Genomic DNA, 16,216 nt, shown 5'->3' with positions numbered 1-16,216 from the left:
TCCGGTCTCGATCACGCCCCCGTGAGCCCGGATGTCGGCGGCGAGGGCCTCGGCGATCGTCTGGGCGCCTCCGTGCGGAACGGGCCACCCGCCGGCGTGGGCCTGCGCCGTAAGCAACAGACCCGCCGCTGCCGACGCCAGGGACGGCATCCAGGTGTTCGCGTGAGCCATCGCTCCCGCCAGCAGCGCTGCGGCCCGCGGTGTGCGGAAGCTCGCCGCGCCGAGGCCCGTTCCCTGCTCGAGCACCCGCAAGCCGTACCGCACAGCCGTGAGCGGATGCCGCGGCATCCGTATCAGCTGATCGCCCGTGAACGTGACGAGCTCATTGATGTGGCGTGCTAGAGGTCGCGTCATCGCGAGCCAGGCGCGGCCGTCGGGGCCGAGATCGTCGGCCGTGCGGTCGATGTCACGCCACGCGATCGCCGCGGGTCCGCGATCGAGCGGGTGCGCGTAGGAGGCGTCAGGGTTCAGCCATGACACGACGCGGTGCAGGCCGAGCGCCCGGAAGATCGGGGAGGTCAGTGCGGCCGGATGAACCGCCGAACCGACATCGTGCCGGAATCCGGGAAGGGTCAGCGCCTCGGTGCGCACGCCGCCGCCGATCGTGTCGGCAGCCTCGAGGACTCGCACACGCAGTCCCGCCCGGGCGAGGACCGCCGCAGCGGTCAGTCCGTTCGGTCCGCTGCCCACGACCGTTGCGTGCGCCGCCATGCCGCCAGTCTGCCACCCCGGCATCCGTCGCCCCGGCATCCATCGCTGTCCGCATCCGCTGCGCCCGGCATCCGCTGCGCTAGATGTCAGCCGATCTCTGTTTCGGTCGCGCCGTGGTGCGGGTTCTGCGCGCGGGCACCCGCAACAGGGCGCGACCGAACGGAGAGCTTCATCGTTCGGTCGCGCCATTGTGTCGTTACCCGCTGGGGAACTCCGCACAACGGCGCGACCGAAACCTGGGCCGACGGGTCAGCGAGCGCCCCGCCCCGGCGCCTCAGGTTAGAGGTCGAGGGAGGTGTGCAGGCGGCGGGTGACTTCGGCCAGCGGCATCCGCTTGGGGAAGACCGCCACCACGACGTCATCAGGATCCGGATGCTCGGGGTCGGGGTGCACGCCGAACTTGCGCAGGAGGTCATCGAGGGCTGCGCGCAGCACCGACACCGGCACGGGTTCCCCGTCGCGAAGCAGCTGCCGCAGCACGTGGTTGTGGACGGCGGCGACGGATGCGGCGAAGCCGACGGCATCGATCGGATCAAGGCCCGGCAAAGCGCCGCGCAGGTACTCGTCGAAGAGTCGCTCGTAGCGGAACACCGTGACGATCTCGCGCTCGCGAAGTGCCGGCACCTTGCGCACCACGGAGTAGCGGCGCCGCGCGAGGTCGGGGTCGGCTGCGAAGTGTTCGAACACCGTGACCGCCGCATCGCATACCGCCACCCAGGGGTTCTCGTGCGGGTGAGACAGGTTCTCGCGCAGCTGGGCGAGCAGGAGCTCGTGGTCAGCGAACACGACGTCGTCCTTGCCGCCGAACTGGCGGAAGAACGTCGACCGGGAACTGCCCGCAGCCTGGGCGATCTGTTCCACGGATGTCGCATCGAAGCCGTTCCGGTCGAACAGGTCGAGCGCAACGGCGACGACCGCGGTCCGCGACGACGGTGTGGCGGCGGTGGTGTCGGACATGCCGTGAGCCTACCGCCGCAAGAACCGGCTCGTTCGGAACCGTTCAGCGCCGGGTAGTAGGCTGACTTCTTGGTCGAACTATCTCGACATCGAGACACTCCCTCACCCACCCGACGCCGCAGCGGAGGACATCAGCGTGGATCTGTACGAGTACCAGGCACGAGACCTATTCGAGAAGTACGGGGTGCCGGTGCTCCCCGGCATCATCGCCGACACTCCTGAGGAGGCGAAGGCGGCTGCCGAGAAGATCGGCGGTGTCGTCGTCGTCAAGGCTCAGGTCAAGACCGGAGGTCGCGGCAAGGCCGGCGGCGTGAAGGTCGCGAAGAACGCGGACGAAGCCTACGAGGCAGCGAAAGCGATCCTGGGGCTGGACATCAAGGGTCATGTCGTCCACCGGGTCATGGTCGCAGCCGGTGCTTCGATCGAGGAGGAGTTCTACTTCTCCGTGCTGCTGGACCGCTCGAACCGCTCCTACCTGTCGCTGTGCTCCGTCGAAGGTGGCATGGAGATTGAGCAGCTCGCGGTGGAGAAGCCCGAGGCCCTGGCCCGCGTCGAGGTGAACCCGCTGACCGGTATCGACAAGGACAAGGCTGTCGAGATCGCGACCGCTGCGGGCTTCCCCGCGGAGCTCGTGGACAAGGTCGCGGATGCCTTCGTGAAGCTCTACGACGTCTACACCGGCGAGGGTGCGACCCTCGTCGAGGTCAACCCGCTCATCCTCGACGGCGACGGCAACATCATCGCCCTCGATGGCAAGGTCACCCTCGATGACAACGCGAGCGAGGTGCGCCACCCCGAGCACGAAGAGCTCGAGGACAAGGGCGCTGCCGACCCGCTGGAGGCCAAGGCCAAGGAGTCGGGTCTGAACTACGTCAAGCTCGACGGCGAAGTCGGCATCATCGGTAACGGCGCGGGCCTGGTCATGTCGACCCTCGACGTCGTCGCCTATGCCGGTGAGAAGCACGGCGGCGTGAAGCCCGCCAACTTCCTCGACATCGGCGGTGGGGCATCCGCGACGATCATGGCCGCAGGGCTGGACGTCATCCTCGGCGACCCGCAGGTCAAGAGCGTGTTCGTCAACGTCTTCGGCGGAATCACCTCGTGCGTCGCGGTTGCCGACGGCATCGTCAAGGCACTCGAGATCCTCGGGGACGCCGCCACCAAGCCGCTCGTCGTACGCCTCGACGGCAACCAGGTGGAAGAGGGTCGCGAGATCCTCGCCGCCGCGAACCACCCGCTGGTCACCCTCGCCGCCGGTATGGACGAGGGCGCTGACAAGGCAGCCGAGCTGGCAGCCGCCTGATCGCGCAACCGGATAAGGACTTCTGACATGTCGATTTACCTCAACAAGGACTCCAAGGTCATCGTCCAGGGCATCACCGGCGGCGAGGGTACGAAGCACACCGCCCTCATGCTCAAGGCCGGCACCCAGGTCGTCGGCGGTGTGAACGCCCGCAAGGCCGGGACGACCGTCTCGCACACCGACAAGGACGGCAACCCCGTCGAACTGCCCGTTTTCGCATCCGTCGCCGAGGCCATGGAGAAGACCGGGGCCGACGTCTCGATCGCGTTCGTGCCGCCCGCCTTCACGAAGGATGCCATGATCGAGGCCATCGACGCCGAGATCCCGCTGCTCGTGGTCATCACCGAGGGCGTGCCGGTCGGCGACACCGCCGAGGCCTGGGCCTACACGCAGTCCAAGGGCAACAAGACGCGGATCATCGGGCCGAACTGCCCCGGCATCATCACCCCCGGCGAGTCGCTCGTAGGCATCACCCCGGCCAACATCACCGGCAAGGGACCCATCGGCCTCGTCTCGAAGTCGGGCACCCTGACCTACCAGATGATGTTCGAGCTGCGTGACCTCGGCTTCTCGACCGCCATCGGCATTGGTGGTGACCCCATCATCGGCACGACCCACATCGACGCGCTCGCCGCGTTCGAGGCCGACCCCGAGACCAAGGCGATCGTCATGATCGGTGAGATCGGCGGCGACGCCGAAGAGCGCGCCGCAGCCTTCATCCAGGCCAACGTGACCAAGCCCGTTGTCGGCTACGTCGCGGGCTTCACCGCGCCCGAAGGCAAGACGATGGGCCACGCCGGAGCGATCGTGTCGGGCTCCGCCGGCACCGCTCAGGCCAAGAAGGAAGCTCTCGAGGCCGCGGGCGTGAAGGTCGGCAAGACGCCGTCCGAGACCGCCGCCCTGATGCGCGAAATCATCGAAAAGCTCTAACCGGCGAACCATTTCCGCGAACCCACATCTTCCGCGGCGAACCCACGTGTTCGCGCCACCGCAAGATGTGGGTTCGGGGGTGAGGATGTGGGTTCGGCACAGGACCGCGGACGGCTGTGCCCATGGTCGCGGGCTGGCGGTAGCCTGAAGCCATGCCACTGACCGGAGAGTACAAGCCGTCCACGTCGGAGTGGGCACGCACCCAGGCCGAGACCTATGAAGCCACGGGGGGTGCCGAAGCCAACGAGCTGCGAGGCGTGCCCGTCATCGTCCTGACGACACTCGGCGCGAAGTCCGGAGGACTGCGCAAGACCGCCCTCATGCGCGTCGAACATGACGGCAGCTACGCCGTGATCGCCTCGAAGGGTGGCGCACCTGACGAGCCCAAGTGGGCAGGCAATATGCGTAAGCACGCCACCGTCGAATTGCAGGATGGCGCGACCAAGCGTGACTACATCGCCCGCGAGGTCGAGGGTGACGAGCGTGAGCAGTGGTGGGCGCGCGCCGTCGAGGTGTGGCCCGACTACGCCGAGTATCAGAAGAAGACCGACCGGCTCATCGCGGTGTTCGTGCTCGATCCCGCCTAAGCCCGGGGCGCAGGCTGGGAGTCTGCTCGCAGTTCACGGGTTGTCCCGGCCCGCCGTCAGGTTCCGGACGCACTGAGGCGCCACAATACACACAGCGCCGCCCGTGCGCCCCGGAGCCACCATGAACGAGACCGCACGAGCCGCCGCAGCCGCTTCCGCGTCGCATCGACCCGCCCCCTGGTGGGTATGGGCGCTGGCAGCTGTCGGCGCCGCCGGACTCGTGGCGTTTCTCGCGCTGGTCGGGGTCGTCGTGGTCCCGCCCGCCCTCGCGAATCTGCGGACTGAAGTTGCGAGCGCTCAGACCCCGATGGTCGTCGGATCAGAGGCGGCATCCGTGACAGTCGTGGTCCCAGACGGGTGGCTCATCACCCGGCAGGATGACGCGCATGCCACGATCGCGACTCCCGATCGCGGGATGATCGTCGCCGTCGAGCTGAGCGCTGACGAGCCCGCGGCAGCCGCTTCGGTAGCCGGTGTCGCGTCGCCGTTGGTTGAGACGCTCGCTTCGGGCCTGACCGTTGCGCACGGCATTCCGGTGGCTCCGGCAGATCAGGATCCTGCCACGGTTCCGGCTCTTGTTGCCGCCGTCGGACCTGTCGCGCAGGGGTCGATCGTGTTCGCCGTGTCCAGCGACGACCTCGACCGGTATAGACCAGCCCTGGCGAGCCTCCTCGAGGGAGTCAAACCTTGAGGGGCGGGCGGCGCCGGGTCATCCGCCCGGCCGCAGCGGCGGCCCTGATCGCGTGCGCGACAGTTGTGGTGGCGGGTTGCGCACCGGCAATCGATCCGAGCTGGACCCCGCCAGCGTGGCCGGCGACCACGCTGCAGGTCGTCGATGCGGAACCTCAGCCGCTCGACGCTCAGGCCGGCCAGCCGCTGGCCGCCACCGTGTCTCCCGAGCGCATCCGCCAGGACGGCGTCGGTATCCAGGCGCGCTACGCCTTGCTGCCGGGCGTCGAAGCGTTCAACGACGCCGTGCGTGGCTACGTCCGCACCGCGATCGGCGCGCGTCAGGACGCGACCGGCGCCACCTACGGTCCGCAAGCCGGCTCCGCCGGTGCCGGCCTTGCCGACCGGTCCTGTGTTCCGGGATCCACCGAGATCCCAGCCGCCGACCTGCTCGCCGACCCCGCCCTGGCCGGGCCTGTCGTCAGTGGCGGCTCTGCGACAGTCGTGTGCGATGTGGTGTGGGCGTCGGCGAGCATGTTCGGACAGCGCCTTCGGACCGTCCTCTCGGCCTCGGATGGACAGATCAGCGATAGCGTCGACACGTTCTTCGCCGACACGGCAACCGGCGAAGTGGCGACAGCGGCGCAGGTGTGGACGCCTGATGCAGCAACGACGCTGGCCGCTGACGTATTCGAAGGTCTCCGCCGCGCCGCCGGCTCCCTGTCGCTCGCGCCGCTCGCAGACCCCGCTGCCCTCGAACGGCTGGCAGCCTCCTTCGCGACCACGATGCCCGCGGCAGCCGGTGGAATGCAGTTCACGATTCCTGCCGGGTTCACCACCGATGCGCTCGCGGCTCTCGGCATCCCACCGACTGACGCGGCTCGCACGGTTCTCGTGCCCGCAGCTGCCGCCGAACCCCTCCTCACTGACTTCGGAAGGCGTCTTCTCGCCTCGGTCGGTCAGCCGTATTCCGGACCCAGCATCCAGAACCCAGGCGATGTGCCGGTCGACTGTTCGCTGACGCCGTGCGTTGCGCTCACCTACGACGATGGTCCCAGCGACCTCACCCCGAGCATGTTGGACGCGCTGGCGGCGCGTCGCGCCAGCGCCACGTTCTTCGCGATGGGGTCGAAGGCGCGAGCCTACGCCTCGACCCTGCAGCGGATGGTGGCTGAGGGACACCTCATCGGAAACCACAGCTGGAATCATCCGTCTCTTCCGAATCTCACCGACGCGCAGATCGCTGCACAGCTCGGCGACACGTCGGCTGCCCTGCAATCGGCATCCGGTCAGCCGATCACGATGTTCCGGCCGCCGTACGGCGAATACAACGCGCGGGTGCTTTCGATCGCGCGGATGCCGGCGATCCTCTGGGACGTCGACACGGAGGACTGGAAGGGAATCGACGACGACGTGCTGATTCAGCGTGCAGTGAATCAGCCTCGACCCGGGTCGATCGTGCTGCAGCACGACATCCACGGCAACACCGCGCGCACTGTCGGAGCCGTCTGCGACGGACTCCTCGATCGAGGTTTCACGATGGCCACCATCACCGAACTGTTCCGCGGCTCGGTCCCGAACTCGGGAGCGTGGCGCAGCGCCCGGTGAGTCGACCGGTGAGTGGCCCGGGGATGGGTAAGGTCGAAGCCGCATGAACCGGGTCATCGTCTTCCTCCTCGCCGCCTTCGACGCGCTCGTCACCGTCGCCGCAGGACTCGTCGTCGTACTCGCGCCGGCGACGCTGCTGTGGGTCGTCGAGTTCGGGGGCCTTGCCCCGTGGAGCGCACTCTGGCCCACCGCCGCGAGCGTCTGGCAACTCGGGCACGTCGTCCCGCTGGAGATCACGCTCCCCGCCGACTACCTGGCAACTGCCGGCATCGATCCCGATGCGGCATCCTTCGTGCTGTCGCTCGCTCCGCTGGCCTTCGCGGGATTCACCGCCATCTCCGCGGCGCGCTCGGGTCGCCGCGCCTCGCGCTCGGGTGCGGCATTCACCGGTGCCCTCGCGGGAACCGCGGTCTTCGCAGCTGCGGCCGCCGGGATCACCCTGACGGCCGGAAACGCCGTCGCGCACGCATCGCTTACCGAAGCGATCCTCTTTCCGGCCCTGGTCTTCGGCATCCCGGCGCTCCTCGGCGCTCTGGTCGGGGAGTGGCAGGATGCTGACCGCGGCGTCATCGCGGGGCTGCGGGAGCGCGTCGAGGACCTGCCCGAGGACTGGGCTCTCGTTCCGACGGTCATCGCCCGCGCGGGATCCATCGCGGCAGTCGGCCTGGTGGGCGTCGCGGCCCTCACCACCGCCGTTGCGATCTTCGCTCGGGGCTCCGAGATCGTCGGTCTCTACGAGGCCGCCAATGTCGACGTTCTCGGTGCCGTCATCCTTACGCTCGGCCAGCTTCTGTACCTTCCCACCCTGATCGCGTGGGCTCTAGCGTTCGTTGCCGGACCCGGTGTCTCCCTCGGGGTGGGTTCGACGGTCGCGGCATCCGGAACCACGACCGGCGTCCTGCCCGGACTGCCGCTGATGGGCGCATTCCCCGAATCCACGTCCCCCTGGCTACTTCTGCTCGCTCTTCTGCCCGTCGGCGTTGGATCCTTCGCCGGGTGGGTTGCCCGGTCCTTCTTCGCCGCGGATGCCGAGCGCGTTTCAGCCCGCATCGTCACCGCGCTGGGGGTTGCGGTCGCCGCTGCAGGTTCAGCGGCGCTGCTGGCCGTTCTTGCCTCCGGCTCGCTCGGGCCGGGGGCGCTCGCGCAGCTAGGGCCGGAGCCCGGTCCTGTTGCGCTGGCCATCGGTATCGAGGTCGGGGTCGGCGCCGGCATCCTGCTGCTCTCACCGCGACGTCGAGCCCGTGACGACGGTGCCACCGAGGCCGTGCCCACGGCGCTGCTGGAGCCCTCGGTAGACTGAGTCGGTGCTCACCGTCGCCGTTCTCATCTCTGGCGCCGGATCCAACCTTCGGGCGCTGCTCGAGGCGGCGAATGAGCCCGACTATCCGGCGCGCATCGTTGTCGTCGGCGCCGACCGCGAAGCAGACGGCCTCGCCCATGCCGAAGCATTCGGCATTCCCTGGTTCTTCGTTCCCTACGCCGAGTATCCGGATCGGGAGGCCTGGGGTGAGGCGCTTCGCGACCAACTCGCGGTCTGGCAGCCCGACCTGATCGTTCTCAGCGGGCTGATGCGGTTGCTCCCCGCATCGGTACTCGAACCTTGGGCGCCGCGTATCATCAACACCCACCCCGCGTACCTTCCGGAGTTCCCCGGCGCCCACGGCGTGCGGGACGCGATCGCCGCCGGTGCCACCCAGACCGGCGCGAGTGTCATCGTCGTAGACGCGGGGGTCGATACCGGACCGATCCTCGCGCAGGAGCGCATCGCAGTGCTTCCCGGCGATGACGAAGAGAGCCTTCATGAGAGGATCAAGCCGGTCGAACGCCGACTCCTCATCGACGTGGTCAGGCGCATCGCGACCGGCGACCTCGATCTCTCCTCTCCCTGACTATTGCCTGACCAGCGCCGCGACGACGCAGCAACCGCGGCCGATGACCACCCGACAGATTCCGAACCACAGCTTCCGGCCCCGAGCCTCACAGCCCAGGGCCTCGACAGCTCAGAGCCCCGACAGCAAGGAGACCTGATGGCAGGCCCCAGTCACGACCCGTCCGTGTACCGCGACCGCGACGTCGTGCCAGTCCGGCGCGCGCTGGTGTCGGTGAGCGACAAGACCGATCTCTTGAGCCTCGCCGAGGCTCTTGCTGAGGCCGGCGTCGAGATCGTCTCCACCGGGTCGACGGCCGCGACGATCCGGGATGCCGGCTTTGCGGTGACCGACGTCGCCGCTGTCACCGGGTTCCCCGAGTCGCTGGACGGGAGGGTCAAGACCCTACATCCTGCCGTGCACGCCGGCCTCCTTGCCGACCTTCGCCTTGCACACCACGAGAACCAGCTCGCCGATCTCGGCATCCAGCCCTTCGAACTGGTCGTGGTGAACCTGTACCCGTTCGTTGAGACCGTCGCCTCCGGCGCGCAGGGCGACGATGTCGTCGAACAGATCGACATCGGCGGTCCCGCCATGGTCCGGGCGTCTGCGAAGAACTACGCGAACGTCGCGATCGTGGTCTCGCCCGAGTCCTACGGGTCGGTGATCGAAGCCATCCGCGCGGGCGGCACATCCCTCGCTCAGCGCCGCGAGCTTGCCGCGCGCGCCTTCGCGCACACCGCAGAGTACGACCGGGCAGTTGCAACCTGGTTCGCCGACGAGACGCTGGGTGAGGATGTGGACCTGCCCGCGCACCTCACGATTCGAGCCGAGCGACTGTCGACCCTGCGTTATGGCGAGAACATGCACCAGCGCGCCGCGATCTACACGCGCACCGGCGGACACGGCATTGCGCAGGCTACCCAGTTGCAGGGCAAGGAGATGTCCTACAACAACTACGTCGATGCTGACGCCGCCCTGCGCGCTGCCTTCGACCTGGTCAAGCCCGCCGTAGCGATCATCAAGCACGCGAACCCGTGCGGTATTGCGGTGTCGGCGCCGAACGCGCTGGACCCGATTGCCAGCGCGCACCTGCGCGCCCACGCCTGCGACCCGGTCTCGGCGTTCGGAGGCGTGATCGCCGCCAACCGCAAGGTGACCCTGAAGATGGCCGAGAACCTGCGCGACATCTTCACCGAGGTGATCGTCGCCCCGGACTTTGAGCCTGAGGCGCTCGAGGTTTTCCGCCTCAAGAACAACCTGCGCGTGCTGAAGCTGCCCGACGACTGGAAGCAGGAGCCGATGGACGTGCGGCTCATCTCGGGGGGGCTCCTTCTGCAGGATGCCGACCGCTTCCCCGACGACATCGAGTCAGTCGCCACCGATTGGGAGCTCGTCTCCGGTGAGCGGCCTGAGGCCGACGCGATGACCAACCTCATCTTCGCGTGGAAGACCTGCCGTGCCGTGAAGTCCAACGCGATTGTCCTCGCGAAGGACTCGGCGACTGTCGGTATCGGCATGGGCCAGGTGAACCGCGTCGACTCGTGTCGCTTGGCCGTCGAGCGCGCCGGGGATCGCGTGCAGGGTGCCGTTGCGGCATCCGACGCATTCTTCCCGTTTGCCGACGGACCGCAGGTGCTCATCGATGCCGGCGTGTCGGCTATCGTGCAGCCGGGAGGGTCCGTTCGTGATGAGGAGGTCGTGAAGGCCGCGCGCGACGCGGGCGTCACGATGTTCTTCACGCGCGAGCGCCACTTCTTCCACTAAGTCGCGCCGCGCGAGCGGACCGATTGCAGGATCAGCGTCGGGCCAGTCGATGGCCACGCGGGCTGTCGAGCGAATCATCCTGCGATCGGTCCCGCGTGGTCCCCGGCGACAGGCTCTCGCTCAGGGACGCCCGTAGGCCTCCAGCCAGCGCAACCAGACCTCGCTGACCGTCGGGTACGACGGGACCGCGTGCCAGAGCCTGCTCAGCGGCACTTCTCCGACGATGGCGATCGTGGCCGAGTGCAGCAGCTCCGCGACATCCGGGCCCACGAAGGTCGCCCCGACCAGCACTTCGCGCTCCCGGTCGACGACAGCGCGGGCCTGGCCGCGGTAGTCATCCGAAGCCGTGGACGCTCCCGCGATCCACGAGAGGTCGTAGTCCAGCACCCGGATGTTGATCCCCGCCGCTTCCGCGCGCTCGGCAGTCAGCCCGACCGAGGCCACCTCGGGGTCGGTGAAGGTGACCTGCGGCACGTGGTCGTGATCGGCTGTTGCGACGTGGGCGCCCCATCGAGACGTGTCGACATGGGAACCGCGGGCGCGGGCGGCGATCACGTCCCCCGCGGCGCGCGCCTGGTATTTGCCCTGGTGGGTGAGGAGCGCGCGGTGATTGACGTCGCCGACCGCATACAACCAGTCGGTATCGCGCACCAGCATCGTGTCGTCGACATCGAGCCACGCGCCAGGCTTCAGATCGACAGACTCGAGACCGAGGTCTGCGGTACGCGGCACCCTTCCGGTGGCGACGAGCACCTCATCCGCTGTGACCGACGAGCCATCCGAGAGCACGAGAGTGCGACCCTTCGCGTCGCGGGATGCCGAGACGACATCGACCCCCGTACGGACCTGGGCTCCCTGCGCGGTCAGCGCCTCGGCCACCATCTCACCCGCGAACGGCTCCATACCGCCCAGCAGCCCGGATCGCGCGATGAGGGTCACCGCCGTGCCGAAACTCGCATACGCGGTTGCCATCTCGCACCCGACGACCCCGCCACCGATGATGGCGAGCGACGCGGGCGCGGACCGTGCGCTTGTCGCTTCGCGGCTCGTCCACGGTTCGATCTCTCGGAGCCCGGGAGTGTTCGGCAGCAGAGCCGCCGAGCCGGTGCAGACGGCAACGGCGTGTGTGGCGATGAGGTCGACGACCTCGCCGCCGGGACGGGTGACTTCGACCCGCTTGCGGCCCGCGATACGGGCATGTCCCCGCACCAGATCGATTCCCGCGCTCTCGAGCCACTCGACCTGCGAGGAGTCATTCCAGTCGTGCGTCATCCGGGTGCGGCGCGCCAAGGCTGCAGCGACATCAACGTTGCCGGTGACGGCCTGCTTTGCGCCGTCGACTGCTCGGGCAGCCCGCAGTACCGATCCCGCGCGCAGCAGCGCCTTCGAGGGCATACACGCCCAGTACGAGCACTCGCCACCGACGAGTTCGCTCTCCACGATGACGACCCGCAGGCCGCCCTGCACTGCCCGGTCGGCGACGTTCTCGCCAACCGGCCCTGCCCCGATCACAACAAGGTCATATTCGCGCGCGCCCATATGCCACGGTAACCCGCGTGCCCCGCGGCTGTCTCCCGCTGCCGTGTCTGATTTCCGCCAGTGCGCGGGGGAGGGGCGTGGCAGTCTTGACCCGTGCTCTCCATGACCTTCGACGAACGGTACGCCGCGATCCAGTCGCGCGACGCCCGGTTCGACGGTCAATTCGTGACCGCCGTCAGCTCAACAGGCATATATTGCCGACCCAGCTGCCCGGCCAGAACGCCGAAGCCGGCGAACGTGACCTTCTATCCGACCAGCGCCGCCGCCCACGAAGCGGGGTACCGCGCGTGCAAGCGGTGCCTGCCCGAGGCGGCTCCCGGCTCCCCGGATTGGGACGTGCGCGGCGACGTTGCCGCGCGGGCGATGCGCCTCATCGCCGACGGGGTCATCGAGCGCGAAGGTGTTCCGGGGCTCGCACACCGACTCGGCTACTCGCCGCGGCATCTGACCAGACTGCTGACGGCCGAACTCGGCGCCGGACCGCTCGCGCTCAGTCGCGCGCAGCGGGCACACACGGCGCGGATGCTGCTGGTGGGCACCGCGATGCCGGCATCCGACATCGCCTTCGCGTCGGGTTTTGCCAGTGTGCGGCAGTTCAACGACACGATCCGTGAGGTCTTCGGGCTCACACCGCTCGAGGTGCGCGCCCGGCGCACGGGGTCCGCAGCACCCGGCGGCACGATCGATCTGGCGCTGCCGGTGCGAGGTCCGTTCGATGCTGCGGGGCTGCTCGCCTGGATGAGCGCGCGGGCGTTGCCCGGTGTCGAGGTGGCAGGAGAGGCATCCTTCGCTCGGACGGTGCTGCTGGCCTCGGGTCCCGCCTGGTTCGAGGTGAGAACGGATGCCGGCGGCCTGCGCCTGCGCGCGACGGTGACGGCCCTATCTGATCTCGCGACCCTCGTTGCTCGCGTTCGTCGCATCTTCGACCTGGATGCCGATCCGCTCGCGATCGACTCCGCACTGTCGCGGCATCCCGAACTCGAGCCGCGGGTCCGGGCGATTCCCGGCATCCGGGTTCCGGGCGCAGCCGACCCCCACGAGATGCTCATCCGCGCGATGGTGGGCCAGCAGATCACTGTCGCCGCGGCGCGCACGGCGCTGGCCGCTCTTGCCGATGCGCTGGGCGAGGAGGTCGCCGGGCCCGACGGCCTGACCCGGCTGTTTCCGACGATGGCAACCATCGCCGATCACGGCGCCGAGGTGCTGCGAGGTCCTGCGGCACGCATCCGATCGATCGTCGGCGCCGCGCGAGCCCTGGCCGAGGGAGAGGTGACCCTCACGATCGCCGACGACGGGAGCGAGCAGCGCCGAGCCCTGCTCGCTCTTCCCGGCGTCGGACCGTGGACCGCCGACTACGTGCGGATGCGGGTGCTCGGCGACCCCGACGTGTTCTTGCCCACGGATGTCGCCGTCCGAAGTGGCGCCCGAGCCCTCGGCATCCCTGCGGAGGGGCTCGAGACCTGGGCGGCGACAGTCGCGCCCTGGCGCAGCTACCTGAGCGCGCACCTGTGGCGAGCCGTCCCCGCCCGGCCCGGCCGAGCCGCGACCGCGCGTACCAGCACTGTCCGTTCCCCCGCGCCCGCCGCGTCAGCCGTGGAGGTTCTCACATGACCCTGACCGCCGTTCTCCAGTTCGTCGACACTCCCGACGGCCCGTTCGCGATCCTCGCCGCCGACGATGGCGCGGTGCTCTCATCGGGGTGGACCGACTCCGCCGAACGCATCGTGGAGCGCATCCGTCCGAGTCACCGGCCCGACGACGTGCGCTCCGGCACGACGGATGCCGCATCCGTCGTCCGCGACTACTACGCCGGTGATCTCGCGGCGATCGACGCCGTGCCGGTCCGGCAGTTCGGTACGGCCGGTCAGCTGGCCGGGTGGGCGGCACTTCGCAGCATCGCGCCCGGCGCACCCCTGTCGTACACGGCGTTCGCCACGGCGCTCGGCCATCCCGCAGCGGTACGGGCCGCGGCATCCGTCTGCGCCCGCAATGCGCCGGCGCTGTTCGTGCCATGCCACCGCGTGCTGCGGACCGACGGGAGCCTCGGGGGATTCGCGTGGGGGATCGAGATCAAGCGTTCGCTGCTGGATCGAGAGAATCCGTCCTTGCTTTCAGCCGACTCTCAGGCATAGTCTGAAGGGCTGCCGCGTCGTGCGGCAGCCCGTACGCCAAGGAGGATGCCATGTATCAGATCGCTTTCGTCGCGAGTCCTGTCGTCCTCATCGCCGTGGCGCCCCTGCGTCACCGTGGTCCCGCGATGACGCGCTAGCAGCGTCGCGACGCACTCGTTCGCGTGTCCGTGACCTGACCGGTCGCGGCATACTCTCGGCGCCCGCAGCGTTGTCGACCACGGCATAGCACCCTCGCCTCAGGCTCTGGCTGCCGCCCTCCCCGCCCGCAGACCCGCGGGTCCGCTCCGCCCTCCCACAAGGATCATGACCGTTACACCTCCCCACCCCCAGAACCAACCCTCGACGCTGCGCGCGCTTGCCCGTCTGCTGCCGTTCGCGCGTCCGGTGCTCCCGCGCCTCATCCTCGGCGCGGCCAGCGCCATGCTCGCCTCGGTGCTGGCCCTCATGTTCCCGCTCGTGCTCGAGGTGATCGTCGGCGGCCCGATCGCCTCCGGTGACCCCGGCCAGATCGCTTGGGGGGCAGCGGCGATCCTCGCCCTGGGCCTTGCCGAGGCGGCGATGGTCTGGGCGCGCCGGTGGTTCGTGCTCGCTCCCTCGACCCGCGTCGAGTACGGGCTGCGGACGACCTTCTACCAGCGCCTGCAGCGGTTGCCCGTCGCGTTCCACGACCGCTGGCAGTCCGGTCAGCTGCTCTCGCGGATGATGCAAGACATCGGCATCATCCGTCGCTGGCTCGCCTTCGGTCTCGTGCTGCTGGTGGTCAACGTCCTCACGATCATCGTCGGCGCGGTGCTGCTGTTCCAGTGGCACTGGCTGCTCGGGGTGATCTTCCTGGTCACCTCTGCGCCCCTCTGGTACGCCGGATACCGCTTCGAGAAGCGGTACGGAACCCTCGCTCGCCAGTCGCAGGACCAGGCCGGGGACCTTGCCACCTCCGTCGAAGAGAGCGTGCACGGCATCCGCGTGCTCAAGGCGTTTGGACGCGGATCGCACGCCCTGCAGAAGTTCGCCCGACAGGCCGAGACCCTGCGCGAGACCGAGATCCACAAGGCTCGCGCTGTCGGGCTGATCTGGTTCTGGCTGATCCTGCTTCCCGACATCGCATTCGCTCTCGCGCTCGGTGCGGGCATCGCGCTCGTGCAGGCGGGGCAGCTGGAGGTCAACGAGCTCATCGCGTTCTTCGCGATGGCAACCGTGCTGCGCTGGCCGATGGAATCGATCGGGTTCCTCTTCTCGTTCCTGTTGGATGCCCGCACGGCCACCGACCGCATCTTCGAGGTGTTCGACGAGGTCGACACCATCACCGACCCGGAGCAGCCGAAGACCATTGCAGCACCTCGCGGTGAGCTCGCGTTCGAGGGCGTCCACTTCCGCTATCAGGATGCGCCGGAGAGTCAGCGCGACCTGCTCGATGGTGTCGATCTCGTGCTGCGGCCGGGGGAGACGATGGCCCTGGTCGGGCTCACCGGTTCGGGAAAGACGACGCTCACGACGCTGCCGACGCGCCTGTACGACGTGACCGGCGGGCGTGTGACTCTCGATGGGGTCGACATCCGTGACCTGACCCTCGCTGAGCTGCGCACCCACATCGGCATGGCGTTCGAGGACGCGACGCTGTTCTCGCAAACCGTGCGCGAGAACGTGCTGCTCGGTCGCGAGGATCTCGTCCCCGGGTCGCCGGAGGCCGAAGCGGCGCTGCGGGAAGCGCTCGAGGTCGCGCAAGCGAGCTTCGTCGACGACCTGCCCGACGGTGTCGACACCGTCATCGGCGAAGAGGGTCTCAGTCTGTCGGGCGGCCAGCGTCAGCGTCTGGCGCTTGCCCGCGCGGTCGCGGCAAAGCCCGCCGTCCTCGTTCTTGATGATCCGCTGTCGGCGTTGGATGTCGACACCGAGGCGCTCGTCGAGGATGCCCTGCGTCGCGTGCTGGCCGACACGACGGCGCTGGTCATCGCGCATCGTCCATCGACGGTGACGCTTGCCGACCGCGTCGCTCTGCTCGAAAACGGACGCGTGAGTGCCGTCGGTACCCACTCCGAGCTGCTTCGCGAGAGCGAGCACTACCGGTATGTCATCTCGAGCCTCGAAGACGAACAAGCCCGCCTGCGGGAGAGGGAGGTGACCCTGTGAGCGCCACTGTCGTGGGAA

General features: G+C 68.7%; 14 protein-coding genes. 11 read left to right on the top strand and 3 right to left on the bottom strand.

Translation table 11 applies throughout. The features are described from left to right. Window positions 1-711: phytoene desaturase family protein (locus B3587_RS04650; protein WP_292726835.1), on the bottom strand; the 711-nt coding region annotated here is incomplete at its 3' end. A 279-nt stretch (window positions 712-990) separates the two neighbouring features. After that, window positions 991-1,668: a TetR family transcriptional regulator gene (locus tag B3587_RS04645; protein ID WP_292726834.1), complete on the bottom strand. Its 678-nt coding sequence runs from the start codon at window positions 1,666-1,668 to the stop codon at window positions 991-993. Between the two features lie 136 nt (window positions 1,669-1,804). Between B3587_RS04645 and sucC the strand changes: the two genes are divergently transcribed. The 8 genes from sucC to purH all read left to right on the top strand — a co-directional run bounded on the left by sucC (window position 1,805) and on the right by purH (window position 10,400). Continuing rightward, complete coding sequence (sucC, locus tag B3587_RS04640; protein WP_228179128.1) at window positions 1,805-2,971, top strand: ADP-forming succinate--CoA ligase subunit beta; 1,167 nt, start codon at window positions 1,805-1,807, stop codon at window positions 2,969-2,971. Window positions 2,972-2,998: 27 nt separating this feature from the next. Further along, window positions 2,999-3,901, top strand: a complete 903-nt coding sequence (gene sucD / locus B3587_RS04635) for a succinate--CoA ligase subunit alpha (protein ID WP_228179129.1) — start codon at window positions 2,999-3,001, stop codon at window positions 3,899-3,901. 152 nt (window positions 3,902-4,053) lie between these two features. Next, the gene (locus B3587_RS04630; RefSeq protein WP_228179130.1) at window positions 4,054-4,488 is read left to right on the top strand and encodes a nitroreductase family deazaflavin-dependent oxidoreductase; all 435 of its coding nucleotides are present in this window, start codon (window positions 4,054-4,056) and stop codon (window positions 4,486-4,488) included. A 121-nt stretch (window positions 4,489-4,609) separates the two neighbouring features. After that, window positions 4,610-5,179 (top strand): hypothetical protein, encoded by a 570-nt coding sequence (locus B3587_RS04625; RefSeq protein ID WP_228179131.1) that lies wholly within the window; start codon window positions 4,610-4,612, stop codon window positions 5,177-5,179. Then, the gene (locus tag B3587_RS04620) at window positions 5,176-6,765 is read left to right on the top strand and encodes a polysaccharide deacetylase family protein (protein ID WP_292726833.1); all 1,590 of its coding nucleotides are present in this window, start codon (window positions 5,176-5,178) and stop codon (window positions 6,763-6,765) included. Before B3587_RS04625 ends, B3587_RS04620 begins: the two co-directional genes overlap by 4 nt. A gap of 43 nt (window positions 6,766-6,808) precedes the next feature. Next, window positions 6,809-8,065: a DUF6350 family protein gene (locus B3587_RS04615; RefSeq protein ID WP_292726832.1), complete on the top strand. Its 1,257-nt coding sequence runs from the start codon at window positions 6,809-6,811 to the stop codon at window positions 8,063-8,065. 4 nt (window positions 8,066-8,069) lie between these two features. Continuing rightward, a complete protein-coding gene (gene purN / locus B3587_RS04610; protein ID WP_292726831.1) occupies window positions 8,070-8,654 on the top strand; it encodes a phosphoribosylglycinamide formyltransferase in 585 nt (194 codons plus the stop codon). Between the two features lie 138 nt (window positions 8,655-8,792). After that, entirely contained in the window at window positions 8,793-10,400 is a 1,608-nt protein-coding gene (gene purH, locus B3587_RS04605) for a bifunctional phosphoribosylaminoimidazolecarboxamide formyltransferase/IMP cyclohydrolase (RefSeq protein WP_292726830.1), read from the top strand. A 120-nt stretch (window positions 10,401-10,520) separates the two neighbouring features. Here the strand turns inward: purH and B3587_RS04600 are convergent, their stop codons facing one another. After that, a complete protein-coding gene (locus tag B3587_RS04600) occupies window positions 10,521-11,939 on the bottom strand; it encodes a dihydrolipoyl dehydrogenase family protein (RefSeq protein WP_228179136.1) in 1,419 nt (472 codons plus the stop codon). A 102-nt stretch (window positions 11,940-12,041) separates the two neighbouring features. Here B3587_RS04600 and B3587_RS04595 point away from each other — a divergent pair, with 102 nt between their 5' ends. The 3 genes from B3587_RS04595 to B3587_RS04585 all read left to right on the top strand — a co-directional run bounded on the left by B3587_RS04595 (window position 12,042) and on the right by B3587_RS04585 (window position 16,198). Beyond that, complete coding sequence (locus B3587_RS04595) at window positions 12,042-13,550, top strand: AlkA N-terminal domain-containing protein (protein ID WP_292726837.1); 1,509 nt, start codon at window positions 12,042-12,044, stop codon at window positions 13,548-13,550. 2 nt (window positions 13,551-13,552) lie between these two features. Next, window positions 13,553-14,071, top strand: coding sequence for a methylated-DNA--[protein]-cysteine S-methyltransferase (locus B3587_RS04590; protein ID WP_292726836.1), 519 nt, complete (start codon window positions 13,553-13,555; stop codon window positions 14,069-14,071). 303 nt (window positions 14,072-14,374) lie between these two features. Further along, entirely contained in the window at window positions 14,375-16,198 is a 1,824-nt protein-coding gene (locus tag B3587_RS04585) for an ABC transporter ATP-binding protein (protein ID WP_292726829.1), read from the top strand. The last annotated feature ends 18 nt before the right edge of the window (window positions 16,199-16,216 follow it).

The sequence above is a fragment of the Microbacterium sp. UBA837 genome, assembly GCF_002296025.1.
In the GTDB taxonomy this organism is placed as follows: domain Bacteria; phylum Actinomycetota; class Actinomycetes; order Actinomycetales; family Microbacteriaceae; genus Microbacterium.
This window is presented reverse-complemented; position numbering and strand designations above follow the sequence as displayed.